Source organism: Xanthobacter sp. ZOL 2024, assembly GCF_052932325.1.
Genome location: NZ_CM128808.1, coordinates 4,469,521 through 4,494,886 on the forward strand (window position 1 = coordinate 4,469,521; position 25,366 = coordinate 4,494,886).

Below are 25,366 nucleotides of genomic sequence, written 5' to 3' on the forward strand. Positions count from 1 at the left end.
GAAATCAGAAGCTGAGGAGGAGCGCGGTCTTCACCGCACCCGCCACCTGATCGGTGCGCGCGACGACCGCGTTCACCGCATGGGATGTCATGTTGAGAATGGGGGCCGGCCACACGCCGAACAGGATGGTGATGATCACCAGCGGCGTCAGGATCGCCATTTCCCGCGGCGAAAGGTCCAGGATGTTCTTCAGGCTCTCCTTCTCCAGCTTGCCGAAGATGACCCGCCAGTAGAGGTAGAGGGCATAGGCCGCCGAGAGGATCACGCCCGTGGCGGCGAAGAAGGCCACCCAGGTGTTGCGCTCGAACGCCGCCAGCATGGTGAGGAACTCGCCCACGAACCCGGAGGTGCCCGGCAGGCCGATGTTGGCCATGGTGAACACCATCATGAAGGTCGCGTAGAGCGGCATGCGCTTCACGAGCCCGCCGTAAGCGGCGATCTCGCGGGTGTGCATACGGTCATAGATGACGCCCACGCACAGGAACAGCGCGCCCGACACGAAGCCGTGCGAGATCATGAGGAACATGGCGCCCTGCAGGCCCTGCTCGTTCATGGTGAAGATGCCCATGGTCACGAAGCCCATGTGGGCGATGGACGAATAGGCGATCAGCTTCTTGATGTCTTCCTGCACCAGCGCCACCAGCGAGGTGTAGATCACCGCCACCACCGACAGGGTGAACACCATGGGCGCGAAATAGGCGCTCGCCTCCGGGAACATGGGCAGCGAGTAACGGATGAAGCCGTAGCCGCCCATCTTCAGAAGCACGCCAGCCAGGATGACCGAACCGGCGGTGGGCGCTTCCACGTGGGCATCGGGCAGCCAGGTGTGCACCGGCCACATGGGCATCTTCACCGCGAACGAGGCGAAGAATGCGAGCCAGAGCCAAGTCTGCATGCTCGGCGGGAAACCGTGCTGCAGCAGGGTGGGCACATCGGTGGTGCCGGCCTGCCAGTAGATGGCCATGATGGCCAGCATCATCAGCACCGAACCCGCCAGGGTGTACAGGAAGAACTTGAAGGCCGCATAGATGCGCCGCGGACCACCCCAGATGCCGATGATGAGGAACATCGGGATCAGGCCACCTTCAAAGAAGAAGTAGAACAGCACCAGATCGAGCGAGGTGAAGGTGCCGATCATCATGGTCTCAAGGACCATGAAGGCGATCATGTATTCCTTCACCCGCTTATGCACGCTCTCCCAGGAGGCCAGGATGGCGAACGGCATGAGGAAGGTGGTGAGGATCACGAACGGCAGGGAGATGCCATCGACGCCCATGTGGTAGGCGGCGATATCGCCGAGCCAGGCCGACTTCTCCACGAACTGGAAGCCGGGCGCCGCCGCATCGAAGCCCGGCAGCAGCAGCAGCGACACCACGAAGGTGACGAGCGTCGTCCACAGCGCCACCCAGCGGGCATTGCGCGCCGCCACCTCATCGTCGCCGCGCACCACGAGGATGAACAGGGCGCCGACCAGGGGGAGGAAGGTGACGACCGAAAGGATAGGCCAGTCTGTCATCGTCGTCACACTCCGGCGAACATGAACCAGGTGAGAAGGGCCGCGACGCCGATCAGCATCACGAAGGCATAATGGTAGAGATACCCGGTCTGCAGCCGCACCACGCGGCCGGTGACGTCGAGCACCCGGGCCGACACGCCATCGGGGCCGAAGCCGTCGATGATGGTGCCGTCGCCCCGCTTCCACAGCAGCCTGCCGAGCCACAAGGCGGGCCGCACGAACAGGACGTTATAGAGCTCGTCGAAGTACCACTTGTTCAGCAGGAACCGGTAGAGCGCGTCCTGGGACTGGGCGAGGGCCACCGGCACCTTCGGGTTCACGATGTAGAACCAATAGGCCACCAGGAAGCCCAGGACCATCATCGCCGTCGGCGCCAGAACGATCATCTCCGGGATCTCATGCATGGCATGGAGAATGTGGTTCTCCGCCCCCATGTAGATGGACGCCCGGAAGAACTCGTGCACGTCCGAGCCCACGAACACGTTGTAGAGGGCATAACCGGAAATCAGCGCGCTCAGCCCCAGCACCGCCAGCGGCAGCGTCATCACCGGCGGCGATTCATGGGCGTGGTCGTAGAGGTGGTGATCCCGCGGCTTGCCGTGGAAGGTCATGAACACCAGGCGCCAGGAATAGAAGGAGGTCAGCGCCGCGGCGATCACCGTCATGGCCCAGCCATAGAGCGCGAAGGCATTGTGGCTGGCATAGGCCGCCTCGATGATCGCGTCCTTGGAGTAGTAGCCGGCGGTGAAGGGGAAGCCGGTGATCGCCAGGGTGCCGATCAGCATCATGGCATAGGTGAAGGGCACCTTCTTATAGAGCCCCCCCATCTGCCGCATGTCCTGCTCGTGATGCGCGGCGTGGATGACCGAGCCGGCGCACAGGAACAGCAAAGCCTTGAAGCCCGCGTGGGTGAGCAGGTGGAACATGCCCACCGTATAGGCCCCCGCCCCCATGGCCACGAACATGTAGCCGAGCTGGGAACAGGTGGAATAGGCGATCACCTTCTTGATGTCGTTCTGCACCAGCGCCACGGTGGCGGCGAAGAAGGCGGTGGTGGCGCCCACGAGCATCACCACATTCAGCGCCGTCTGCGACAGCTCGAACACCGGCGACATCCGGGCCACCATGAACACGCCCGCGGTCACCATGGTGGCGGCGTGGATGAGGGCCGACACGGGCGTCGGACCTTCCATGGCATCCGGCAGCCAGGTGTGCAGCAGGAGCTGGGCCGACTTGCCCATGGCGCCGACGAACAGCAGCAGCGCGATGACGGTGGGTGCGTCCCAATTCTGGCCAAGGAAGTTGATGGTCTTGCCGGTAAGACCGGGCGCCGCCGCGAACACCTGATCGAACGCCAGCGAGCCGGTCATCACGAACAGCGCGAACATGCCCAGCATGAAGCCGAAGTCACCCACGCGGTTGACCACGAAGGCCTTCATGGCCGCCGCGTTGGCCGACGGCTTCTCATACCAGAAGCCGATCAAAAGGTAGGACGCGAGACCGACACCCTCCCAGCCGAAGAACATCTGCACCAGATTGTCGGCCGTCACCAGCATGAGCATGGCGAAGGTGAACAGGGAGAGATAGGCAAAGAAGCGCGGACGGCTCGGATCCTCATGCATGTAGCCGATCGAATACAGATGCACGAGGCTCGACACGGTGGTCACCACGATCAGCATCACCGCGGTGAGGCTGTCGATGCGCAGCGCCCAGTCGATCTTGAGATCGCCCACGCTCATCCACTGCAGCACCTGCACCCGCGCCGTCTCGCCGTCGAAGCCGACGTGGACGAAGGTGATCCAGGAGAACAGGCACGAGATGAACAGGAAGGTGGTGGTCACCACCTCGCTGGCGCGGGCGCCGATAGCACGGCCGAACAGGCCCGCAATGAGAAAGCCGACGAGGGGGAGGAAGACAATCGCCTGATACATGGCCTCAACCCTTCATGGCGTTGATGTCCTCGACGGCGATCGAACCGCGGTTGCGGTAGAACACCACGAGGATGGCGAGGCCGATGGCCGCTTCGGCTGCCGCGACGGTGAGGACCAGAAGCGCGAACACCTGACCCGTCAGGTTCCCGAGAAAGGCCGAGAACGACACCAGATTGATGTTCACCGACAGCAGGATCAGCTCGATCGACATCAGAATGACGATCACGTTCTTCCGGTTGAGGAAGATGCCGAGCGTGCCCAGCGTGAACAGGATTGCCGCCACCGTGAGGTAGTGGGAGAGACCGATTTCCATGGCTGCCCCCTCAAAGTCCCTGGCCGGGACGCACCTTGACCACCTTCATGGCAGCCTCGGGCGTGCGCGCCACCTGAGCCGAGATATTCTGGCGCTTCACATTGGCCTTGTGGCGGAGCGTGAGCACGATGGCGCCGATCATCGCCACCAGCAGCACGAAGCCGGCCGCCTGGAAGAAGTAGATGTAGTCCGTGTACAGCACCTGGGCGATCGCCTTGACGTTGGACACGTCCGACCCCGCCGGCGCGGCCGCAGCCGACACCGCGGCGGAGATGCCCGGGCCCGTGGCCCAGGCGCCCACCACCAGCACCAGCTCGGCGAGGAAGATGATGCCGACCAGCAGGCCGATGGGCAGATACTGCAGGAAGCCCTGGCGCAGCTCGACGAAATCCACGTCCAGCATCATCACCACGAACAGGAACAGCACCGCCACCGCGCCCACATAGACCACCACCAGGATCAGGGCGAGGAACTCGGCGCCGATCAGGAGGAACAGCGCCGCCGCATTCACGAAGGCGAGAATGAGGAACAGAACCGACTGCACCGGGTTGCGCGAGGAGATGACCATGACGGCCGATCCCACCAGCACGAACGCGAAGAGATAGAAAAACGCTGCCGCGACACTCATGCGGAGAGCCCCCCTCTGCGCGCCCGTTCCGCGCTCGATTGCGCCACGCCGAGATGGCCGGCACCCCATCCCGGGGCCCGCATCCCGCGGTCGATGCGTCGATAGATCTGACCCATCCCACAAGTCCACCGTGCTCGAGCCGACCGCATCCATCCGGCATCCCGATGGGCGATTCCCGCTCACAACTCAAGATCGAGCTCCCGATCGGCCGCGCGCGACCGCTCCGGACCTCTGCGCCGCGGCGACCCGCGACCCGTTCCTTACCCGCCCCGGCTTCCCGCGGCGGGCCCGCGCTCAACGATAGGGGGCGTCCATGGCGATGGAGCGCGCAATCTCACGCTCCCACCGGTCGCCGTTCGCGAGCAGCTTTTCCTTGTCGTAATAGAGTTCTTCACGGGTTTCCGTGGCGAACTCGAAATTCGGACCTTCGACGATGGCTTCCACCGGACAGGCTTCCTGACAGAAGCCGCAGTAGATGCACTTCACCATGTCGATGTCGTACCGGGTGGTACGGCGGGTGCCGTCGTTCCGGCGCGGGCCGGCCTCGATGGTGATGGCCTGCGCCGGGCAGATGGCCTCGCAGAGCTTGCAGGCGATGCAGCGCTCTTCGCCATTGGGATAGCGCCGCAAGGCATGCTCGCCGCGGAAGCGCGGCGACAGCTGCCCCTTCTCAAAGGGATAGTTCAGCGTCGCCTTGGGCCTGAAGAAATAGCGCATGGCCAGGAAGAAGCCGGAGACCATCTCCGTCAGGAAAAACGCGCGCGCGGCCTGATCGAGCTTCATGGGCGCTCTCCCGCCGCGGTCACGCGGCTCATCTGATGGGTCGGAAGCACGTTCATTGGGGCGCATTCCCGGTGAAGTGCAGCACGCCAGCGACCACCACGACGGCGATCAGGGAGATGGGCAGGAACACCTTCCAGCCCAGCCGCATCAGCTGGTCGTAGCGATAGCGGGGCACCATGGCCTTGGCCATGGCAAACAGGAAGAACATGAAGCAGAGCTTGATGACAAACCACACCAGCCCCGGCACCCAGGTGAAGGGCGCGAACGGCAGCGGCGAAAGCCAGCCACCCAGGAACAGGATCGTCCCCATGGCGCACATGGTCATGATGGCCACGTACTCGCCCAGCATGAACAGCAGGTAGGGCGTGGAGCCGTATTCGGTCATGAAGCCCGCCACCAGCTCCGACTCCGCCTCGACCAGGTCGAAGGGCGGGCGGTTCGTTTCAGCCAGCGCCGAAACGAAGAAGACGACGAACATGGGCAGCAGCGGCAGGAAGTACCAGTTCAGGAAACCGAACCGGCCGTTCTGCGCCTCGACGATGGCGCTGAGGTTCAGCGAACCGGCGCACATCAGCACGGTGATGATCACGAAGCCGATGGAGACTTCGTAGGACACCATCTGCGCGGCCGAGCGCAGGGCCGCGAGGAAGGGATACTTCGAGTTCGAAGCCCAGCCGCCCATGATGATGCCGTACACCCCGAGCGACGAGATGGCGAAAATATAGAGCACGCCCACATTGATGTCGGCGATCACCCAGCCATCGGCGATGGGCACAACGGCCCAGGCCGCCAGCGCCAGCACGCAGGTGACGAGCGGCGCCAGAAGGAACAGCACCTTGTTGGCGCCCGCCGGAACCGTTGGCTCCTTCAGCACGAACTTCAGCAGATCGGCGAAGGACTGCAGCAGGCCGAACGGCCCCACCACGTTGGGACCGCGCCGCAGCTGCACCGCCGCCCAGATCTTGCGGTCGGCGAGCAGAATGAAGGCGATGAAGATCAAAAGCGCCACGAGCAGCGCCAAGCTCTGCCCGAGGATGATCAGCACCTGGAGAAGGGTATCCTGCCAGCTCATCGGTTCTTATCGCCCCCTCACGCTTGCCGCGCGCGGGCCGAAGCCCGGGCCGCGCGCGCCATCGTCGGCGCCGTGTGAATCCTGCCGTAGCGTCCCATCGCGCTCACTCCGCCGCCTCGGCGGCACTGGCCGCCTGGAGCGCCGAGCATTCCGCCATGATGGCGGAGGCCCGGGCGATGGGGTTCGTCAGATAGAAATCCTCGATGGGCAGCGCGAACGCGCCCTTTTCCACCGCCCCGCCCTTGTCTGCCAGCTTGGCGATGTCGTCCGCCTTGCCTGCCTCGATCTGGTCGACGCGGCCAAGGTGTGGATAGGCGGCCATCAGCTTGGCGCGCAGGCCGGTGAGGCTGTCGAACGGCAGGGTCTGGCCCAGCACCTCGGACAGCGCCCGCAGCACCGCCCAATCCTCGCGCGCCTCGCCGGGGGGGAAGGCAGCGCGGTTGGCGAACTGCACCCGCCCTTCGGTATTCACATAGAGGCCCGACTTTTCGGTATAGGCTGCCCCGGGCAGGATCACATCCGCCCGATGGGCGCCGCGATCACCATGGGTGCCGATGTAGACGACGAACGCGCCGGGCTCCACATCCACCTCGTCGGCGCCCAACAGGAACGCCACGTCGAGACCGCCGGCCGCCATGGCCTTGGTGTCGAGGCCCTTGGGGCCGGGCACCGCGCCCACGTCCAGGGCGCCCACCCGCGCGGCCGCCGTGTGGAGCACGCCGAAGCCGTTCCAGCCCTCCTTCACCGCGCCGCACGCCGTCGCCAGCTTGGCCGCGAGGGCGAGCACCGCAGCGCCATCCGCACGGGCGAGAGCGCCCTGGCCGATGATGATGAGGGGATGTTCCGCGCCCTTCATCGCATCGGCGAAACCGCCAGTGCCAAGAAGCGCCGCGAGGCTCTCCGGGCCGGCGCCGAGATACTCATACGAATAGGTGAGGTCCACCTGCTCGCCAATGAGGCCCACCTTCAGGCCGCCCTGGCGCCAGCGCTTGCGGATGCGGGCGTTGAGGACGGAGGCCTCATGACGCGGATCGGTGCCGATCAACAGGATGGCGTCCGCCGCATCGATCCCGGCGATGGTGGGATTGAAGATGTAGCTGGCGCGGCCGAGGACCGGATCGAGCGCGGCGCCGTCCTGGCGGCAGTCGATGTTGGCGCTGCCGAGCTTCTCCATCAGCGTCTTGAGGGCGAACACCTCTTCGACGGTGGCGACATCGCCGATCAGCGCGCCGATCTTCTCCGGCTTCGCCGCCTTCACCTTCTCCGCCACGGCGGCAAAGGCCTCGATCCAGGACGCCGGCACCAGCCGGCCGCCCTTGCGCACATAGGGGCGATCGAGCCGCTGCACCTTCAGGCCGTCCCACACATAGCGGGACTTGTCGGAGATCCACTCCTCGTTCACCAGGTCGTTGGTGCGCGGCAGAATGCGCATCACCTCACGGCCGCGGGTGTCCACGCGGATGTTGCAGCCCACCGCGTCCATCACATCGACGGACTCGGTCTTGATCAGCTCCCACGGCCGGGCGTGGAACTGGTAGGGCTTGTGGGTCAGCGCGCCCACCGGGCACAGGTCCGCCACATTGCCTTGCAACTCCGAGCGCATGGCGTGCTCGAGATAGGTGGTGATCTCCGTATCCTCGCCGCGCCCGATGGCGCCGAGGTCCGGAACGCCGGCCACTTCGGTGGTGAAGCGCACGCAGCGGGTGCACTGGATGCAGCGGGTCATGGCGGTCCGCACCAGCGGCCCCATGTACTTGTCTTCCACCGCCCGCTTGTTCTCGGCGAAGCGCGAGGTGTCCGCGCCATAAGCCATGGCCTGGTCCTGCAGGTCGCATTCACCGCCCTGGTCGCAGATCGGGCAATCGAGGGGGTGGTTGATGAGCAGGAACTCCATCACCCCTTCGCGGGCCTTCTTCACCATGGGGCTCTTGGTGAGAACCACCGGCGGCTCGCCGTTCGGGCCGGGCCGCAGATCCTTCACCGCCATGGCACAAGACGCCGTCGGCTTGGGCGGGCCGCCCTTCACCTCGACTAGGCACATACGGCAATTGCCGGCGATCGAGAGGCGCTCATGGAAGCAGAAGCGCGGAATCTCGACCCCCGCCGCCTCACACGCCTGCAACAGCGTGTATTCGGCCGGGACCTCGATCTCTGTGCCGTCGACGACGATCTTCGCCATCACTCCCACCTCGCCTTGTGCCGCGCCGGACGCGGGCGTGAGACACGTGCACCGGTTCCGGCGCGCCCGCGTCCCGATCCTTGACTAACCTGCGTCCCCCGCCCTGCCCGCCAACGGCGTTCAGGAGGGACGCGACCTCATTCCGCCGCCACCGGCTCCGGATGCGGGTTGGCCGCATACTGGTCGATGCGCTCTTCGATCACGTGCCGGAAATTGCGGATCAACCCCTGCACCGGCCACGCCGCGGCGTCGCCCAGGGCGCAGATGGTGTGACCCTCGATCTGGGTGGTCACCTCCAGCAGCATGTCGATCTCGCGCTTGTGGGCGCGCCCCTCGGCCATGCGCTGCATCACCCGCCACATCCAGCCGGTGCCCTCGCGGCACGGCGTGCACTGGCCGCAGCTCTCATGCTTGAAGAAGGCCGAGATGCGGGCGATCGCCTTGATGATGTCGGTGGACTTGTCCATGACCAGCACGCCGGCCGTGCCGAACGAGGACTTCACCGCGCGCAGGCCATCGAAATCCATGATCAGGTCTTCGCAGGCCTCCGCGGGCACCACCGGGCAGGACGCGCCGCCGGGGATGATGGCCAGCAAATTATCCCAGCCGCCACGTACCCCACCGCCGTGCTTCTCGATGAGCTCCTTGAAGGTGATGCCCATGGCGTCCTCGACCACGCAGGGCCGATTGACGTGACCGGAGATGCCGTAAAGCTTGGTGCCCACGTTGTTGGCGCGGCCGATCCCCGAGAACCACGCCGCACCGCGCCGCAGGATGGTCGGCGCCACTGCGATGCTCTCCACGTTGTTGACCGTGGTGGGGCAGCCATAAAGGCCCATGTTGGCCGGGAACGGCGGTTTCAGCCGCGGCATGCCCTTCTTGCCTTCCAGGCTTTCCAGCAGCGCCGTCTCTTCGCCGCAGATATAGGCGCCGGCACCGTGGTGCACATAAAGGTCGAAGGGGTAATCGTGAATGTTGTTCTGGCCCAGCAGGCCGGCGGCATAGCACTCGTCGATGGCCTGCTGCAGGCGCTTGCGCTCATAGATGAACTCGCCGCGCACATAGATGTACGCCGCATGCGCGCCCATGGCGAAGGAGGCGATGAGGCAGCCTTCGATCAGCGTGTGGGGATCGTTGCGCAGGATCTCGCGATCCTTGCAGGTGCCGGGCTCGGATTCGTCGGCGTTCACCACCAGATAGTGGGGCCGGCCGTCCGACTGCTTGGGCATGAACGACCACTTGAGGCCGGTGGAGAAACCGGCGCCGCCGCGGCCGCGCAGGCCTGAGGCCTTCATCTCGTTGATGATCCAGTCGCGGCCCTTCTCCAGGATGGCCTTCGTGCCATCCCAGCAGCCGCGCGACTGGGCGCCCTTCAGGCTGAAATCCTGAAGGCCGTAGAGATTGGTGAAGATGCGATCCTTGTCGGCGAGCATGGCGTCACTCCCCGGTGGTCGGCGCGGCGGCGGGCGCGGCAGGCTCATCCTGCTTCGCCTTCGGCGCATAAAGGGCAGGATCGGTCAGGGCGGTGGGCCCGCCCAGCGGCTCGGAGCCGTGACGCCCGTTCTGGGGGCCGATCTTCACCGGCCGGCCGGCGGCCAGGTTGTCGAGCAGAGCCTCGAAGTTCTCGGGGGTGAGGTCCTCGAAATAGTCGTCGTTGATCTGCACCATGGGCGCGTTGGTGCAGGCGCCCAGGCACTCCACCTCCAGCCAGGAGAAGGTGCCGTCGGCCGAAACATGGCGCTCGTCGCCGATGCGCCGCTGGCACACCGCTTTCAGATCATCGGAGCCGCGCAGCATGCAGGGGGTCGTGCCGCACAGCTGCACGAAATACTTCCCCACCGGCGCCAGGTTGAACATGGTGTAGAAGGTCGCGACCTCCAGAACCCGGATGTGGGCCATGCCCAGCCGATCCGCCACCGCGCGCAGCGCCGGCTCCGGCAGCCAGCCCCCGGCCGCCTTCTGGGTCTCCCACAGCAGTGGCACCACCGCGGAGGCCTGCCGGCCTTCGGGATATTTGGCGATAAGCGCCTTGGCGATCTCCTCCAGCTCCGGCGTGAAGGCGAAGCTTTCGGGCTGCTCGGCAGCGAGGCGACGAACGGACATTCTTCAGGCCTCCAGACCAGCGATGGAGCCGGCCGCAGCCGTGCGGGGCTCACCCATCGGGAGGATGACGGACAGGCGCGGCATCAACGGTCCACCTCGCCAAACACGATATCGAGCGAGCCCAGGATGGCCGACACGTCAGCCAGCATGTAGCCGCGCGAGAGGAAATCCATGGCCTGCAGATGGGCGAACCCGGGAGCCCGGATCTTACAGCGATACGGCTTGTTGGTGCCGTCCGACACCAGATAGACGCCGAACTCGCCCTTGGGCGCCTCCACCGCGGCATACACGTCGCCGGCGGGCACGTGGAAGCCTTCGGTGAACAGCTTGAAGTGCTGGATGAGCGCTTCCATGGACCGCTTCATCTCGCCGCGCTTGGGGGGGGTGATCTTGTGGTCCGTGGAATGGGCCGGCCCCGTCTCCTTCAGCAGGCGCTCAACGCACTGCTTCATGATCTTGGTGGACTGCCGCATCTCTTCCATGCGCACCACGTAGCGATCGTAGCAATCGCCATGGACACCCACGGGAATGTCGAACTCCAGCTCCGAATAGCACTCATAGGGCTGCGCGCGGCGCAGGTCCCAGGCGGCGCCGGAACCGCGCACCATCACGCCCGAGAAGCCCCACGACAGCGCATCCTCCAGCGACACGGTGCCGATATCGACGGTGCGCTGCTTGAAGATGCGGTTGCCGGTCACCAGGCGGTCGAGGTCATCCAGCACCCGCGGGAAGGTCTCGCAGAAGGTGCCGATATCTTCCACCAGCGCCTTCGGCAGGTCCTGGTGGACGCCACCGGGGCGGAAATAGGCGGCGTGCATGCGACTGCCGGAGGCGCGCTCATAGAAGATCATGAGCTTCTCGCGCTCCTCGAAGCCCCACAGCGGCGGGGTCAGCGCACCCACGTCCATGGCGAACGTGGTGACGTTGAGGAGATGGGAGAGCAGCCGCCCGATTTCCGAATACAGCACGCGGATCAGCTGGCCGCGCTTGGGCACCTCAAGCCCCAGGAGCTTCTCCACCGCCAGGCAGTAGGCGTGCTCCTGGTTCATGGGCGCACAATAGTCGAGCCGGTCGAAATACGGCACGGCCTGGGTGAACGTCTTGGTTTCGATCAGCTTCTCGGTGCCGCGATGCAGCAGGCCGATATGCGGATCAACCCGCTCCACCACTTCGCCGTTCAGCTCCAGCACCATGCGCAGCACGCCGTGGGCGGCGGGATGCTGGGGGCCGAAGTTGATCTGAAAGTTCCGAACCTTGTCGGCCGGCTTCATCTCTTCGGCGTTGATCGGAAGTTCCTGTCCCATCTGGCGCTCCCTCAGCCGGCCTTCGGCGGCACAGGCTTGTCGCCCGAAGCCTTCTCGTCACCGGGGAGGATGTAGTCGACGCCCTCCCACGGCGAGAGGAAGTCGAAATTGCGGAATTCCTGGGTGAGCTTCACCGGCTCGTAGACCACGCGCTTGAGCTCGTCATCGTAGCGCACCTCCACATAGCCGGAGGTCGGAAAGTCCTTGCGCAGGGGATAGCCGTCGAACCCATAATCGGTGAGCAGGCGGCGCAGCTCCGGGTGGCCGGTGAACAGGATGCCATACATGTCGTAGGCCTCCCGCTCGAACCAATTGGCCCCGGCGAACACTCCGCACAGCGAGGGAACGGGCCCCCCCTCGTCGGTCTCCACCTTGAGGCGCACCCGCAGGTTCTGGCGCAGCGACAGCAGGTGATAGACCACGTCGAAGCGCTTCTCGCGGTTCGGATAATCGACACCGCACACATCGACGATGCACTGGAACAGGCAGGCCGGATCATCCCGCAGGAAGGTGGCCACCTTGGTGATCTGAGCCGGATCCACCTCGAGCGTCAGCTCGCCGAAGGCCACAGCCCAACCCTTCACCGCGCCGCCGAGAGCGCCGGTGATGTGGGCGGCCAGATCTTTCAGGGTCTCGTCCATCTCAACTATCCCGTCCCGAGCCTTCGCGGCTCAGCGTTCGATGGTACCGATGCGGCGGATCTTCTTCTGCAGCAGCAGCACGCCGTACAGCAGCGCCTCCGCCGTGGGCGGGCAGCCGGGCACGTAGATGTCCACCGGCACCACCCGGTCACAGCCCCGCACCACCGCATAGGAGTAGTGGTAATAACCACCGCCGTTGGCGCACGACCCCATGGAGATCACGTAGCGCGGCTCCGGCATCTGGTCGTAGACCTTGCGCAGGGCGGGCGCCATCTTGTTGGTGAGCGTGCCGGCCACGATCATCACGTCCGACTGGCGCGGCGAGGCGCGGGGCGCAAAGCCGAACCGCTCCACGTCGTAGCGCGGCATGGAGACCTGCATCATCTCCACCGCGCAGCAGGCGAGACCGAAGGTCATCCACATGAGCGAGCCAGTGCGCGCCCAGGTGATGAGGTCATCGGCGGTGGTGAGGATGAAGCCCTTGTCCGCCAGCTGGGCGTTGACCTCGGTGAAGAAGGGATCATTCGCCCCGACCGGCTTGCCGGTCGAAGGATCGATGATGCCCTTGGGCGCCGGGGCGATATCCGGCTTGGCCGCCGAAGGGGTCAGTCCCATTCCAGAGCTCCCTTGCGCCACTCATAAATGAAGCCAACCGTCAGGACCCCGAGGAAGATCATCATCGACCAGAAGCCCAGGTCGCCGAGGCCGCCGAAGCTCACCGCCCAGGGGAACAGGAAGGCCACTTCCAGGTCGAAAATGATGAACAGGATCGAGACGAGATAGAATCGCACGTCGAAGGTCATGCGGGCGTCGTCGAACGCATTGAAGCCGCATTCGTAAGCCGACAACTTCTCCGGATCGGGGTTCTGGTAGGCCACCAGGAAAGGCGACACCAGAAGGGCAAGGCCGATGACCAGAGAGACGCCGATGAAGATCACCACCGGCAGATAATCCATGAGCAATGCGTTCATGTGGCCCGCACCTCGGGACGCAGGGACCGGGACACGGAGGCGATCCGCTGAAAAGCGTGAACGCGCCGGCCTCGGTTGGAGGAGTTCGAAACGACGCCGCAGCCTTATCCCAGCGCCAGATGGGTGGCAAGTGGGCGGTTGGGTCAACCCCACCCCCTACGGGCCCACCTTCACCACAGCCAAGCTATGCAAACCCTGATCACTGGCGGCGAAAATGAGGCATCGCAAACTGTTGCATCATCGCCACAAGCCGCTGCCTCTGTCTCTTCACATGTCCGGCGACGGCCCTCCACAGGGGTCGTCGCCGATCATCAGCGGTGAGATTCGCCGCGATCTCCGGCGGTCGCCCGCAGCCGTCCGTTAGGGCAACCGCGCGGCGGAGCCGTCCTCACCGGCGAAGATCACCCCGCGGCGGCGGCCGGCGGGCTGCTGGCGCCGGCCGGTTGGCCGGCCGGTTCCCCATGTTGGCGCCGGGTCGCGGTCCGGGCTGCTGCCGCATCGCTGGGGCATTCCGCGGCTGCGGCCGCATGGCTGGGGCATTCCGCGGCTGCTGCCGCATGGCCGGCGCGTTCCGCGGCTGCTGCCGCATGGCCGGAGCATTGCGTGGTTGCTGCCGCACCCCTGGGGCGTTCCGCGGCTGTTGCCGCATGGCCGGAGCATTGCGCGGTTGCTGCCGCACCCCTGGAGCGTTCCGCGACTGCTGGCGCACGGCGGGTGCGTTGCGCGGCTGCTGCCCCATGGCTGGCGTTGGACGCCCCTGCGGACCGACCGCCGGCCGCATGGACCCGGGCCCGGCGGCCCCGCCACCTGGACGGCCCGGCGCCATGCCCGGGCTGCCGGGACGACCAGGGGTGAATCCAGGGGCACCGGGGCCGACGCCCGGGCGGCCAGGAACCACCCCCGGTGTGCCGGGACGACCCGGACCAAAGCCGGGAGCACCGGGACCGACACCGGGGCGACCGGGCACCATCCCCGGCGCGCCGGGACGACCCGGGCCAAAGCCAGGAGCACCGGGACCGACACCGGGGCGACCGGGCACCACCCCCGGCGCGCCGGGACGACCCGGGCCAAAGCCAGGAGCACCGGGACCGACACCCGGGCGACCGGGCACCACCCCCGGCGTGCCGGGACGACCCGGGCCAAAGCCAGGAGCACCGGGACCGACACCGGGGCGACCGGGCACCACCCCCGGCGCGCCGGGACGACCCGGGCCAAAGCCAGGAGCACCGGGGCCAACGCCCGGGCGACCGGGGACCATCCCAGGCGCGCCGGGACGACCCGGACCAAAGCCGGGGGCGCCGGGACCAAAGCCCGGACGGCCGGGCACCATCCCCGGCGCACCGGGACGACCCGGACCAAAGCCGGGGGCGCCGGGACCGAAGCCCGGACGGCCCGGAACCATGCCCGGCCCGCCGGGACGCGGGCGCCAAGGTTGTGCGGGACCACCCGGGCCGGGACCGACCCATGGCCCTGGGCGCGGACCACCGCCCGGCCAGGGACCTGGGCCAGGACCAGGACCAGGCCATGGGCCCGGCCGGGGGCCGGGGCCGGGCCATGGGCCGGGGCGCGGCGGTGGGGGCCGCCAGCCCGGGTAGCCGGGCCAGACCGGCGGATAGACCCAGCCGCGGCGCCAGTTCCAGGCATTGTTCCAGGCATTGCCCACCAGAATGCCGGCGCCGAAGCCCAGCAGGCCCACGCCCGCCGCTGTATAGATCGTGGTCGGATCATAATCCGGCACATAGACCACTTCGGGTTCGGCCGGCGTGATGTAGACGGTTCGCACGCCATCATCGGTACGGGTGGTCACCACCTGCTGCGGCGTCGTCTTCAGCGCACCCGCCGCTTCCGCCTGGGCCCGCAGCAGCTGGATGGCCTCAGCCACCTGCTCCGGCTGCACGGTGAAGGCATAGCCGATGGCCGCAGTGCCATCGATCGTCTCATTGAGCTTCGTCACCACGCCCGGGAAACGGGCCATGCTCTTGACCGCCGGATCCCAGTTCAGCGCATCGACACCGGAGAAATCGCCCTTTTGCGTTTCGGCGCGATGGGCCGCCAGCCAGCGCTCGAGCTGCACCAGCTCCAGCGGATAGACCGTGGCCGGTAGAAGCTGTGCCAGTAGCGTATCGGGATAGAGCGCATAAGGACCCAGCAGCTGCTGAAGTTGCTCCAGCGTGTAGCGCGGTGCCGATGGGTCCACCGCCACCTCGGGCGCCGCATCGGGGGCCGGCATGGCCGGCGCGGACAGCCCGGGAGCGACCACCGACGGGTCCGGAGACGGGGCGCCGGGCAGCGGAGGTGCGCCGGCGTCGAGGGTGGATGTGCCGGCGGCTGGTGCGCCCGCGGGTTGCGCCTGTGCCGGCAGGATGGCGCTCGACCAGCCGAACACCGCCGCCATAGCCAGGCGCGACCATCCGCCCCGTGAACCAAGGTTCCTGCTCAGCTGCATCGCCGCCCTCCCTCAACTTCGCAAGTGCTAGAAGACTAGAGGGAAGCGGCACGGTTGCCGACACAAAAAATGCACGCCGGCACGTTCCAGCGCCGGCGTGCATCGGTGTTCAAACCCAGAATATTCCTGGGATACCGCCCTACTCCGTGCCGCGCAGCGCGCTGTTGACCGCCGCCACCAGCTGCTTGAGCGAGAACGGCTTCGGCAGGAAAGCGAAGTGCTCCGAGGGCGGCAGGTTGCGGGCGAACGCCTCCTCGGCGTAGCCGGAGATGAAGATGACCTTCATGGCTGGATCGCGCGCCCGCAGCTCCTTGAGGAGGCTGGGGCCATCCATTTCCGGCATCACCACGTCGGAGATCACCAGGTCGATCTTGGGACCGCCGCGGGCCATCACCTCCAGCGCCTCGACACCGCTGGCGGCAGTGCTCACTTCATAGCCACGCGCAGACAAGGCGCGGCTGGCAAAGGCGCGGACGGCATCCTCGTCCTCCACCAGCAGGATGCGGCCCTGGCCGGTGGAATCCCCCACCTTGACCTCCGGTTCCGCCGGACGCGGCGCCTCTTCCTCGGCGCTGGGCACATAGCGGGGCAGGAACACGCGGAACACGCTGCCCTTGCCGTGCTCGCTGGCGGCGAGGATGGTGCCGCCGGTTTGCTGGACGATGCCGTAGACCGTGGAGAGCCCCAGCCCCGTGCCCTTGCCCACCTCCTTGGTGGAGAAGAACGGCTCGAAGATCTTGTCGATGATCTCGCTGGGAATGCCGCTGCCCGTATCCTCCACCTCCACCAGCACATAATCGGAAGGGGTGAGCGAGCCTTCGCCATAGGCGCCACAGGCGGCAGTGGGCACGTTGAGGGTCCGCAGGGTCAGGGTTCCGCCATCGGGCATGGCGTCGCGGGCGTTCACCACCAGGTTCACGATCACCTGCTCGAACTGGTTCACATCCACCTTCACCGGCCACAGGTCCCGCGCGTGCTGCACCTCCAGGGTGATGCGCTCGCCGATGAGGCGCCGCAGCAGTTCCGACACGTCGGAGATCACGTCCGTCAGCTCGATCACCTGAGGGCGGAGCGTCTGCCGCCGGGAGAACGCCAGCAGCTGGCGCACCAGCGCCGCCGCCCGGTTGGCGTTCTGCTTGATCTGCATGATGTCGGGGAAGGACGGGTCGCTCGGTCGATGCTTGGCGAGCAGCAGATCGCAATAGCCGATGATGGCGGTGAGCACATTGTTGAAGTCGTGCGCCACCCCGCCGGCCAGATGCCCCACGGCCTGCAGCCGCTGCGACTGGGCGAACTGCACTTCCAGCGCCTTCTGCTCGGTGGTGTCGAGGGCGCACAGCGCCAGCGCGCCGTCCGCCACCCCGAGGGGCGCACCGAACAGCCGCGCGGCGCGCCCGCCGGTGCCCGCCGCCGTAACATCGCAGGGAAGGGACGGCGCAGCACCGCGCCCCGCCTCACTGAGGAAGCCGGCCAGCGCCGTGGCATCGCGCTCCGAAACCAGGGCGGTGAGCGGCCGCCCGATAGCGGTGGCCGCATCGCAGCCGAACAGTCGCGTGAAGGCGGCATTGGCGGTGCGCAGCCGCCCCTGCGCATCCACCACCGCCAACGCCAGCGGCGCCCGGAGGAAGAATCGGTCCATCTCGCCCGCTTCGGCAGCGCCTGCCGCGGGCGCCATAACCGGGGCCGCAACCGGCGGCGCGACGGGCGCGACCGGCCGCGCGGGCGCCTCCACCTTCACCTCCGGTGCCGGCTGCGGCGCAGCAGCCGGGGCCGGCAGAGCCGCGCGCGGCAGCACCACGCCGGTGGCCTCGCCCGCCCCGTCGCTGGCGCCGAGGCACAGCAGCACCGGCACCGGGCGCCCATCCTTGCGCGTCAGTTCCACCTCAAGACAGGCCGCACCGCGACCGGCGCCCACCGCGCCGCGCACGCGGGCGAGATGCCCGGGGGCCACCACCTCGGCCAGGGGCATGCCTTCCTGCGGCCAATCGGCGAGAGGATAGCCCAAGAGCCGGCAGAAGGTGACATTGGCGAGGGCGACACTCTCGCCCGCGAAGCGCGCCACACCGGCCGGTGCCCGCTCCCAGGCTTCCAGCAGCGCCGCCGCGCTCTTGAGATCCAGACCGCCGACTGTCGCCGTGGGCGCCGCGCCGACTGGAGCAACCACCGGCTCGGCGACCACCGGCGCCACCGGCGCAGAGATCAGGCGCAGCGTCCACAACACCCGTCGCGGCGTCTCCAGGGGCGCCACGGAGATTTCCACCTGCCGGCCGCCCGTGCCAGAATCCGTATCGATGAGCCGCTGGAAGCTCCGGCCTTCGGCCACCGCGTTGAGCAGCTCCGACAAAGCGGCATGAATGCCCGGCACCCGGCCCAGGAAGCGCTCCGGCGTGGGCGCCTCCCCGTTCTCGCTGCGGCACATGGTGAGGTAGGCGGCATTGGTGGCCACCACCCGCTCACCATCCTCCACCACGACCAGCGCGTCCTTGGAGGCGGCCATCACCGCCGGGCCAAGGCTATCCTGCGGCTCCGCCTCCCCCTGCCAGGCCTTCCACACCATGGAAACCGCCCAGAACGCCCCGAACACGGCAAAGCCGCCGATGAGGCCGGAGACGAACGATCCCGTCGCCTGGGAGAACAGAAGCGTTGCCAGAAAGCCGCCCGCCAGCGCCAGTACGCCGAGCCCTGCGGTTCGCAGCATCTGTGCCCGCGCACCGGTTCCCAGCATGGCAGATCTGGACCTGCTCACAGCCGCATTTGTCCTGCTCATCGCCTACCTTTCCCGGTTGCGCATCGCCGCTCGCGGCGCCCTCTCATTAGAAGAGGAGTCGCGGTCGACTCAAATCCTGCCATGATTATCAACAAAACCTTAGGTGATGGCGTCTATCGTAGAGACGCAGAGTCATCCGTTCGCTATGACTCCAAGTTCCCGTAGGCTGCGCGACGGAGGCGTGATGTTACAGCAGTTGTTCGGCGCTGAGCTGGATTTTTGGGTACGGCTCGCGATCTCGGTGGTCGTTATCGCCGTGCTGCTCGGTGCCACCATTCTCGTCATCCGCAGGCTGGGCGGTGGCTCCGGCCGGATGACGGGACGCGGTCGCGCCGGGCCCCGCCTCGCCGTCGTCGATGCCATCTCCATCGATCCGCGCCGGCGCCTGGTTCTGGTGCGGCGCGACGATGTGGAACACCTGCTGCTGACCGGCGGAACCAACGACGTCGTGGTGGAGCCAAATATCACGGGCGGGTATGTTGACACCTCCGGACTGCGGCCGGCGCTGCCCATGGAGCGGCAGGGCCGATCCGCTGCTGCGGCGACCCCGGCTGTCGCAGCTCCGGACGTGGGCGCCAGCTTGCCGCTGCGGGCGGAAGCCCCCGCCCTGCCCGCCGCCCACGCGGATGCTTTGACTGCCGCCGTCGCCGCCGCGGTCGCCCTGCCCCTGGACGACACCATCGACACCGACCGCCATCGGCGCCCGGTTCTCCCGCGCGAGCCCGCCCTGGCGGCTCCCGCCGCGGACGAGACGGGCCCGGCCCGCCGCGAGGCGCACGCCCACGAGATGCGCGCCGGCCATGGCGCAGCCCCACAGGTCGCCGCTCCGGCCATCACCGCCACTGAGGAACCGGCGCCCGAAAAACCAGCTGTCGCCGAGGCGCCGGCGGCAGCGGCGTCGCCGCGCGGGGCCGCCGCCGCCATTCTGGTCAATCTCAAGCGCCACCATGACCGCGCCGCCAGTCTGACGAAGACCTTGCCGAACCTTTCGGGCAAGGAGCGCGAAGCCACCGAGGCGCAGATCCGCAAGATCAACCGACGTGCTGAACAGCTGGCGCAGGAGGCGGAAGACGCCATCGCGGCCGAAGCTGCCGACGACGGCGCCGCCGCGGAGAAGGCTGCTGCTGAGAAAGTTGCCGCTGAGAAGGCGGCCGCTGAAAAGGCTGCTGCTGAAAAGGCCGCAGCAGAGAAGGCCACTGCTGAGAAGGCTGCTGCTGAGAAGGCTGCTGCTGAGAAGGCCGCTGCTGAAAAGGCAGCTGCTGAAAAGGCGGCCGCTGACAAGGCCACTGCTGAGAAGGCTGCTGCTGAAAAGGCCGCTGCTGAGAAGGCGGCTGCTGAAAAGGCCGCTGCTGAGAAGGCCGCTACTGAGAAGGCCGCTGCTGAAAAGGCGGCTGCTGAAAAGGCGGCCGCTGACAAGGCCACCGCAGAGAAGGCTGCTGCTGAGAAGGCCGCTGCTGAAAAGGCCGCTGCTGAGAAGGCCGCTGCTGAGAAGGCCTCTGCTGAGAAGGCGGCTGCTGAGAAGGCCGCTGCTGAGAAGGCCGCAGCAGAGAAGGCCGCAGCAGAGAAGGCGGCTGCTGAAAAGGCCGCTGCTGAGAAGGCCGCTGCTGAAAAGGCCGCTGCTGAAAAGGCCGCTGCTGAAAAGGCCGCTGCTGAGAAGGCCGCTGCTGAAAAGGCCGCTGCTGAAAAGGCCGCTGCTGAGAAGGCTGCTGCTGAGAAGGCGGCTGCTGAGAAGGCTGCTGCTGAGAAGGCGGCTGCTGAGAAGGCGGCTGCTGAGAAGGCTGCTGCTGAGAAGGCGGCTGCTGAGAAGGCGGCTGCTGAGAAGGCGGCTGCTGAGAAGGCGGCTGCTGAGAAGGCGGCCGCTGAGAAGGCGGCCGCTGAGAAGGTGGCGGCGGAGCGGGCCTTGCAGGACCAGATCGTCATGGATATGGAGGCGGCCCTCCGTGATGCGGAGGTGACGCCCCGGGCCCCCGCCCAGGACCCGCGTCCCACCCTGCGGCCCGCGGCGCGGCTGGAGACGCCGGAGACCCCGCGTACGGCACCTGCGGTGGAACCCCGCCTCAAGGAGATGGCGCAGCGGCTCGACGCCGCCTTGGCCCGCCCCATCGACAGCCGCCCGGCCGAGGACAAATTGCATCTGTCCCTCTCCGACCTGCTGGAAGATATCGAGGGGAGCGTCGCCAGCGCCGCCCGTCAGGAGCGCCAGCAGACCAGCGAGCCGCAGCGCCGGCTCTTCGGGACGCCCCGCGAGCCGGTGGCCGCGCCACCCGAGCGACCGCGCGCCGGTTTGTTCGGACGCCGCCCGCGCCTGCCCGGCACCGAGGAGACCGGGCACACCGCGCCGGCTCCGGAGGGCACCAGCGCTCAGCCCGCCCCAGTTGGCGAGAGCCGTCCGCGCGAGCTGCCGCGCTTCTCCCGCGCGGCCGGCGAACTGACCCCGCCCGAGCGGCCGGCCCGCGGCTATGCACCGGTCGACCCAATGCGCGAACCCACGCCCGTGCGGCCGGCGCGCGAACCATTGTTTACCGCGCGGCGGGCCACGCCCGCGGCCCTCTCGGCGCCCCCCGTGGTGACGCCGGAGCCGAAAGCCTCCGCCGAGGAGCCGGATTTCCTCGACGATTTCGATGCGGAGATGGCAAGCCTGCTGGGCCGCACCCCGCCGCGGGAGCGCTAGACCACAGAATGTGAAAAGGGCCGGCACCGAAAGGCGCCGGCCCTTTTTTTTTGCTGCGGGATGAGCGGCCCACCGACTGCCCCGACGGCGGGCGGGCCACGGTTTTCCTGCTCAGTCGTCGCGATAGACCCGTTCCCGGCGTTCGTGCCGCTCCTGAGCCTCCAGCGACAGGGTCGCGATGGGCCGAGCTTCGAGCCGCTTCAGGGAGATGGGCTCGCCGGTGTCCTCGCAATAGCCGTAGCTTCCGTCCTCGATCCGCTGCAGCGCGGCGTCGATCTTCGCGATCAGCTTGCGCTGGCGATCGCGCGCCCGCAATTCGATCGAGCGGTCGGTTTCCGATGAGGCCCGGTCCGCAAGGTCCGGATGGTTCTGGTTCTCATCTTGAAGGTGCTGCAGGGTTTCACGCGCTTCCCGCAGGATGTCGTCCTTCCAGCGCAACAGCTTCAGGCGGAAATACTCCCGCTGCCTGTCGTTCATGAAAGGCTCGTCATCGTGGGGCCGATAGTCCTCGTCGAGTTGGATCGACATCAGCCGTGTCCCTCATAACGCGTCGTTGATCCCCGCGGTGCAGGGGAACGCCAGGCCGGCCGTTGGCGAGAGCGAGAACGAAGCCTGCACCGTCGACGAACTGGAGTGGCGGCCGCGCGGGGGCCCCGCAAGACGGACACACGCTCCAAGGTCGCCGCGCTTATATCGGCGCCGCCGCCCCACGACAACTCCCCCCTGCCGCAGCGCGTGCACCGTCTGCGGGGGTCGGGACTTGACGGGCGGCCGGCGACTGCCGACCCTGCCGGTGATGCGGTGCGGTGCGCTCCTGCCCCTGCCGCGGGGAAGAAACGGGGATTCGCGCCGATGCGCTTCGAGGGTACCGAGAGTTATGTCGCCACCGATGACCTCAAGGTCGCCGTCAACGCCGCCATCGTGCTTGAGCGCCCCCTGCTGGTGAAGGGCGAGCCCGGCACCGGCAAGACCGTTCTCGCGCAGGAGGTGGCCGCCGCCCTCGGCGCGCCCCTGATCGAGTGGCATGTGAAGTCCACCACCAAGGCGCAGCAGGGGCTCTATGAGTATGACGCCGTCGCCCGACTGCGCGACAGCCAGCTCGGCGACCCCAAGGTGCACGACATTGCCAATTATATTCGCAAGGGAAAGTTGTGGACGGCCTTCACTGCGCCTCAGCGCCCGGTGCTGCTGATCGACGAGGTGGACAAGGCCGACATCGAATTTCCCAACGACCTGCTGCAGGAACTCGACCGCATGGAGTTCCACGTCTACGAGACCGGCGAGCAGGTGAAGGCGCACCAGCGCCCGGTGGTGATCATCACCTCCAACAACGAGAAGGAGCTGCCGGACGCCTTCCTGCGCCGCTGCTTCTTCCACTACATCCGCTTTCCCGATGCCGAGACCATGCGCGCCATCGTCGAGGTGCATTTCCCCGGCATCAAACAGCGCCTCGTCTCGGAGGCGCTACGGCTGTTCTACGACCTGCGGGAGGTGCCGGGCCTCAAGAAGAAGCCCTCCACCTCCGAGCTCATCGACTGGCTGAAGCTGCTGCTTGCCGAGGACGTGGAGGCGGACACCCTGCGCGAAAAGGACGTGCGCAAGACCATTCCGCCGCTGCATGGCGCGCTGCTCAAGAATGAGCAGGATGTCCATCTGTTCGAGCGGCTGGCCTTTCTCGCGCGGCGCGAGCAGCGTTGATTGTGGATGCCGCCAGCGTCGTCGCCCTGCTGGCGGCGCTGGTGCCCCTCGCTCTGTTCTGGGCCCTGCTCCATCGCCGCAGCCGCGGCGATGGCTCTTCCCCCCATGCGGCGCGGCCACAGGCAGCCGCCCGGTCCGCGATCGATGATGTGGGGCGTGACGACGTCGAAGGCGGCGAGCGCCACCCCACGCCCGCGCAGGATGACACCACGCCGCAGGACGAAACCACAGCCGCAGGCGGCGCTGCGGCCGCCGCGGCGGGCGGCGCCGTGGTTCTGGGCTATGATCTGGCGCGGCGGGCCGAGCAACGGCGCGAGGAGAAGGCGACAGGACGCGCCGATCAGTGAAAGAGGAGATGGGCCGCGCCTGGAGCGCGGCACGCGCTCCCACGGGGCCGGCTGCCCAACCTCAGCACCCGCACGGGCCGATGATCAGCACCAGGACTTCACCAGCTGGGCGTCACCACCAAGCTGTCACCACCAAGACTTGCCCATGTTGAACGTGTAGCTCAGCGAGACGCCCGCCTTGAACTGGCTTTCGTCGCTGGTCAGGGGCGAAGCGGCCGCGTCCCCCAGCAGATAGCCATAGGTGCCGTAGACCCCCGCCTCGAAGCCGTTGCGGAAATTGTAGGTCACCTGGGCGGTGGCGGCCACCGCATCGAACCCGGCGCCGGCATTGAACACCGGCAGCGGATTACCCTGCAGGGTCGCCGAAAGCGACTGCAGCGGCGTGATGCCGAAATAGGTGCCCATGTAGCCGCTGCCCGCGTAGGACAGGCGCGGCCCGACCGCGAACCGCCAGCGATCCATGGTGTAGATGAGGTCGGCCGCGAGATCGCCGGTCACGCCGTCGAACCCGCCCATGCCGTAGCGCAGTTCACCGCGCAGGCGCAGCCACTGGAAGGGATACCATTCGGCGAAGCCACCGGCTTCGATCGACATGTCCACATCGCCGAGACCGGTCAGGCGATCGGAGGAATCCTCGTCGCGACCCCAGTCCAGCCGCCCGACGGCGCCCACCCGGAAGCTGCCGGTATCCAGCAGCGCCACCGAGGGATTGTCGTCGACACTGCGGAACACATTGAGCCCGCTGGCCTTGGAGATGGAGAAGATGGCGCCCGGCCGAAAGGCGTAATCGTCCGCGCCGGGATAATCGGGCTCCACCCGGCCGGAGACACCGATGGTCAGATACCAATCCTCGGCCGAGGGCTTCGCCGCCGGGGCAGCGCTCGAAGCGTAAAGATCAGCCGCGGCTGCAGGACCTCCCGCGGCCGCCGCCAGCATGAGACCCGCCACCCCCACCGACAGCATCGCGTCCCGGCACCACAACATGGCAGACCTCTTGCCTTCCCGATCTCGTGCGCAGCTCTCGCCTGTATGCAGCGCGCTTGCGCGGTGCCGAACCTCGTCCAACGCACGGGCGCAACGGCCCCGCCGGACAAACCGGAATCCGCCTCCTATTTAGCGGCGAACAAAGCCCCTTGTGGTGGCAAAAAAGACACGCATCCAAAGCCCTTGGCGGGCGGCCGAGGCGGCTGCGCGCGCCAGCCGCCGCCTCGGACCCGTTCGTCAAGCCGCGCGCTTCACGCAGCTGGCGTCACATGGGGCCCCAATAGCCCGCCGGGCCCCATGGCCCGGGCCCCCAGGGGCCGTAATCGAAGGCCATCTGCTGGTTCATCATGGCCGTCATCTGCTGCTCGTTGGCGAGGTTCTGCGCAAAGGCCATCTGCTGGTACTTCTGGAAGTTTTCCTGCGTCCCATAATAGAGGCAGCCGCACACGGTGGGGTCCGCATAGAGGTAAAGCGGCTGCCCGCCCTTGTTCTGAACCACGAACTTGTGCGGCGGCAGCTTCCGGAGTGACGCGGCCTTCTGCGGCGTGTCCGCCACACGCACGCTGAAACCCGCCGCCGACAGCATGTTTTCCTTGTCCTGAACCGCAGTCACGCAGCCCGTCGCCGAAAAGGCGACCAGGGCGAGGGCGGCGAAAGCAATGGGTTTCACGCGCGACATCTCCCGCTCGAATTGTGGATCATAAGCGCGTGACGGTACCATCGGATGCTTGGCGTTCCAATCGAGGCGGGTCCCATTGGAGCAGTTCCAACCGGCACATCACAGGCCGCTTGGTGCCGGAATGACCGCCAAAATGGACGCGATGGCCGCCCGCGCCCCCTTCCCGTCTTTGGAAGACGACACCTATCCTTTTCATCGCAATGAACGGGACATCGCCACCTCCATGCGCCTCTCAATATTCACCCGCTCCCGCACCTGGATCGTGGCAGTGCCACACCAGAGTGCACCCGAACAAAAATCCACCTCTAGCCAAGAGATGGATACCTCCACTCA

The 25,366-nt window shown here is 67.1% G+C and carries 21 protein-coding genes; 3 read left to right on the top strand and 18 right to left on the bottom strand.

All coding sequences use genetic code 11. The features are described 5' to 3' along the window. Positions 1–4: 4 nt before the first annotated feature. The 15 genes from ACU4E7_RS20500 to ACU4E7_RS20570 form a co-directional block, all read right to left on the bottom strand. Positions 5–1,516, bottom strand: a complete 1,512-nt coding sequence (locus ACU4E7_RS20500; RefSeq protein WP_447019955.1) for an NADH-quinone oxidoreductase subunit M — start codon at positions 1,514–1,516, stop codon at positions 5–7. A 5-nt stretch (positions 1,517–1,521) separates the two neighbouring features. Beyond that, positions 1,522–3,447, bottom strand: coding sequence for an NADH-quinone oxidoreductase subunit L (gene nuoL, locus ACU4E7_RS20505; protein WP_238121221.1), 1,926 nt, complete (start codon positions 3,445–3,447; stop codon positions 1,522–1,524). A gap of 4 nt (positions 3,448–3,451) precedes the next feature. Next, on the bottom strand, positions 3,452–3,760 hold the full coding sequence (gene nuoK, locus ACU4E7_RS20510) for an NADH-quinone oxidoreductase subunit NuoK (protein WP_234052269.1): 309 nt from the start codon (positions 3,758–3,760) through the stop codon (positions 3,452–3,454). A 10-nt stretch (positions 3,761–3,770) separates the two neighbouring features. Then, a complete protein-coding gene (locus ACU4E7_RS20515; RefSeq protein ID WP_238121220.1) occupies positions 3,771–4,388 on the bottom strand; it encodes an NADH-quinone oxidoreductase subunit J in 618 nt (205 codons plus the stop codon). Positions 4,389–4,682: 294 nt separating this feature from the next. After that, positions 4,683–5,171, bottom strand: a complete 489-nt coding sequence (nuoI, locus tag ACU4E7_RS20520; protein ID WP_238121219.1) for an NADH-quinone oxidoreductase subunit NuoI — start codon at positions 5,169–5,171, stop codon at positions 4,683–4,685. 52 nt (positions 5,172–5,223) lie between these two features. Next, the gene (gene nuoH, locus ACU4E7_RS20525; RefSeq protein ID WP_447019956.1) at positions 5,224–6,243 is read right to left on the bottom strand and encodes an NADH-quinone oxidoreductase subunit NuoH; all 1,020 of its coding nucleotides are present in this window, start codon (positions 6,241–6,243) and stop codon (positions 5,224–5,226) included. Positions 6,244–6,346: 103 nt separating this feature from the next. Continuing rightward, the gene (nuoG, locus tag ACU4E7_RS20530) at positions 6,347–8,422 is read right to left on the bottom strand and encodes an NADH-quinone oxidoreductase subunit NuoG (protein ID WP_447019957.1); all 2,076 of its coding nucleotides are present in this window, start codon (positions 8,420–8,422) and stop codon (positions 6,347–6,349) included. A 137-nt stretch (positions 8,423–8,559) separates the two neighbouring features. After that, the gene (gene nuoF / locus ACU4E7_RS20535) at positions 8,560–9,855 is read right to left on the bottom strand and encodes an NADH-quinone oxidoreductase subunit NuoF (protein ID WP_238121216.1); all 1,296 of its coding nucleotides are present in this window, start codon (positions 9,853–9,855) and stop codon (positions 8,560–8,562) included. 4 nt (positions 9,856–9,859) lie between these two features. Further along, on the bottom strand, positions 9,860–10,525 hold the full coding sequence (gene nuoE, locus ACU4E7_RS20540) for an NADH-quinone oxidoreductase subunit NuoE (protein ID WP_238121215.1): 666 nt from the start codon (positions 10,523–10,525) through the stop codon (positions 9,860–9,862). An 83-nt stretch (positions 10,526–10,608) separates the two neighbouring features. Continuing rightward, complete coding sequence (locus ACU4E7_RS20545) at positions 10,609–11,796, bottom strand: NADH-quinone oxidoreductase subunit D (protein ID WP_447021676.1); 1,188 nt, start codon at positions 11,794–11,796, stop codon at positions 10,609–10,611. Positions 11,797–11,840: 44 nt separating this feature from the next. After that, the gene (locus tag ACU4E7_RS20550; protein WP_447019958.1) at positions 11,841–12,470 is read right to left on the bottom strand and encodes an NADH-quinone oxidoreductase subunit C; all 630 of its coding nucleotides are present in this window, start codon (positions 12,468–12,470) and stop codon (positions 11,841–11,843) included. A gap of 30 nt (positions 12,471–12,500) precedes the next feature. Beyond that, a complete protein-coding gene (locus tag ACU4E7_RS20555; RefSeq protein ID WP_238121213.1) occupies positions 12,501–13,085 on the bottom strand; it encodes a NuoB/complex I 20 kDa subunit family protein in 585 nt (194 codons plus the stop codon). Next, positions 13,076–13,441 (bottom strand): NADH-quinone oxidoreductase subunit A, encoded by a 366-nt coding sequence (locus tag ACU4E7_RS20560; RefSeq protein ID WP_238121212.1) that lies wholly within the window; start codon positions 13,439–13,441, stop codon positions 13,076–13,078. Before ACU4E7_RS20560 ends, ACU4E7_RS20555 begins: the two co-directional genes overlap by 10 nt. A 388-nt stretch (positions 13,442–13,829) precedes the next feature. Next, positions 13,830–15,887, bottom strand: a complete 2,058-nt coding sequence (locus ACU4E7_RS20565; RefSeq protein WP_447019959.1) for a DUF3300 domain-containing protein — start codon at positions 15,885–15,887, stop codon at positions 13,830–13,832. 139 nt (positions 15,888–16,026) lie between these two features. Then, complete coding sequence (locus tag ACU4E7_RS20570) at positions 16,027–18,585, bottom strand: response regulator (RefSeq protein ID WP_447019960.1); 2,559 nt, start codon at positions 18,583–18,585, stop codon at positions 16,027–16,029. 253 nt (positions 18,586–18,838) lie between these two features. Here ACU4E7_RS20570 and ACU4E7_RS20575 point away from each other — a divergent pair, with 253 nt between their 5' ends. After that, entirely contained in the window at positions 18,839–21,325 is a 2,487-nt protein-coding gene (locus ACU4E7_RS20575; RefSeq protein WP_447019961.1) for a flagellar biosynthetic protein FliO, read from the top strand. 111 nt (positions 21,326–21,436) lie between these two features. On the opposite strand, the gene dksA is transcribed toward ACU4E7_RS20575, so the two are convergent. Continuing rightward, on the bottom strand, positions 21,437–21,853 hold the full coding sequence (gene dksA / locus ACU4E7_RS20580) for an RNA polymerase-binding protein DksA (RefSeq protein WP_238121209.1): 417 nt from the start codon (positions 21,851–21,853) through the stop codon (positions 21,437–21,439). A 324-nt stretch (positions 21,854–22,177) separates the two neighbouring features. Here dksA and ACU4E7_RS20585 point away from each other — a divergent pair, with 324 nt between their 5' ends. Further along, a complete protein-coding gene (locus ACU4E7_RS20585) occupies positions 22,178–23,023 on the top strand; it encodes an AAA family ATPase (protein ID WP_238121208.1) in 846 nt (281 codons plus the stop codon). Beyond that, positions 23,020–23,370 carry a hypothetical protein gene (locus ACU4E7_RS20590; protein ID WP_238121207.1) on the top strand — a complete coding sequence of 117 codons (351 nt, stop codon included), beginning with the start codon at positions 23,020–23,022 and terminating at the stop codon, positions 23,368–23,370. The genes ACU4E7_RS20585 and ACU4E7_RS20590 overlap by 4 nt, the downstream gene beginning before the upstream one ends. A gap of 126 nt (positions 23,371–23,496) precedes the next feature. Here ACU4E7_RS20590 and ACU4E7_RS20595 read toward each other — a convergent pair whose 3' ends face one another. After that, positions 23,497–24,354, bottom strand: a complete 858-nt coding sequence (locus ACU4E7_RS20595) for a MipA/OmpV family protein (protein WP_238121206.1) — start codon at positions 24,352–24,354, stop codon at positions 23,497–23,499. 265 nt (positions 24,355–24,619) lie between these two features. Then, on the bottom strand, positions 24,620–25,024 hold the full coding sequence (locus tag ACU4E7_RS20600) for a hypothetical protein (RefSeq protein WP_238121205.1): 405 nt from the start codon (positions 25,022–25,024) through the stop codon (positions 24,620–24,622). Positions 25,025–25,366 lie beyond the last annotated feature (342 nt).

What these genes read in the sequence shown, in the direction of transcription:
- ACU4E7_RS20500 (WP_447019955.1), bottom strand. Translation starts at nt 1,516, where the DNA reads ATGACAGACTGGCCTATCCTTTCGGTCGTCACCTTCCTCCCCCTGGTC.
- nuoL (WP_238121221.1), bottom strand. Translation starts at nt 3,447, where the DNA reads ATGTATCAGGCGATTGTCTTCCTCCCCCTCGTCGGCTTTCTCATTGCG.
- nuoK (WP_234052269.1), bottom strand. Translation starts at nt 3,760, where the DNA reads ATGGAAATCGGTCTCTCCCACTACCTCACGGTGGCGGCAATCCTGTTC.
- ACU4E7_RS20515 (WP_238121220.1), bottom strand. Translation starts at nt 4,388, where the DNA reads ATGAGTGTCGCGGCAGCGTTTTTCTATCTCTTCGCGTTCGTGCTGGTG.
- nuoI (WP_238121219.1), bottom strand. Translation starts at nt 5,171, where the DNA reads ATGAAGCTCGATCAGGCCGCGCGCGCGTTTTTCCTGACGGAGATGGTC.
- nuoH (WP_447019956.1), bottom strand. Translation starts at nt 6,243, where the DNA reads ATGAGCTGGCAGGATACCCTTCTCCAGGTGCTGATCATCCTCGGGCAG.
- nuoG (WP_447019957.1), bottom strand. Translation starts at nt 8,422, where the DNA reads ATGGCGAAGATCGTCGTCGACGGCACAGAGATCGAGGTCCCGGCCGAA.
- nuoF (WP_238121216.1), bottom strand. Translation starts at nt 9,855, where the DNA reads ATGCTCGCCGACAAGGATCGCATCTTCACCAATCTCTACGGCCTTCAG.
- nuoE (WP_238121215.1), bottom strand. Translation starts at nt 10,525, where the DNA reads ATGTCCGTTCGTCGCCTCGCTGCCGAGCAGCCCGAAAGCTTCGCCTTC.
- ACU4E7_RS20545 (WP_447021676.1), bottom strand. Translation starts at nt 11,796, where the DNA reads ATGAAGCCGGCCGACAAGGTTCGGAACTTTCAGATCAACTTCGGCCCC.
- ACU4E7_RS20550 (WP_447019958.1), bottom strand. Translation starts at nt 12,470, where the DNA reads ATGGACGAGACCCTGAAAGATCTGGCCGCCCACATCACCGGCGCTCTC.
- ACU4E7_RS20555 (WP_238121213.1), bottom strand. Translation starts at nt 13,085, where the DNA reads ATGGGACTGACCCCTTCGGCGGCCAAGCCGGATATCGCCCCGGCGCCC.
- ACU4E7_RS20560 (WP_238121212.1), bottom strand. Translation starts at nt 13,441, where the DNA reads ATGAACGCATTGCTCATGGATTATCTGCCGGTGGTGATCTTCATCGGC.
- ACU4E7_RS20565 (WP_447019959.1), bottom strand. Translation starts at nt 15,887, where the DNA reads ATGCAGCTGAGCAGGAACCTTGGTTCACGGGGCGGATGGTCGCGCCTG.
- ACU4E7_RS20570 (WP_447019960.1), bottom strand. Translation starts at nt 18,585, where the DNA reads ATGCTGCGAACCGCAGGGCTCGGCGTACTGGCGCTGGCGGGCGGCTTT.
- ACU4E7_RS20575 (WP_447019961.1), top strand. Translation starts at nt 18,839, where the DNA reads ATGTTACAGCAGTTGTTCGGCGCTGAGCTGGATTTTTGGGTACGGCTC.
- dksA (WP_238121209.1), bottom strand. Translation starts at nt 21,853, where the DNA reads ATGTCGATCCAACTCGACGAGGACTATCGGCCCCACGATGACGAGCCT.
- ACU4E7_RS20585 (WP_238121208.1), top strand. Translation starts at nt 22,178, where the DNA reads ATGCGCTTCGAGGGTACCGAGAGTTATGTCGCCACCGATGACCTCAAG.
- ACU4E7_RS20595 (WP_238121206.1), bottom strand. Translation starts at nt 24,354, where the DNA reads ATGTTGTGGTGCCGGGACGCGATGCTGTCGGTGGGGGTGGCGGGTCTC.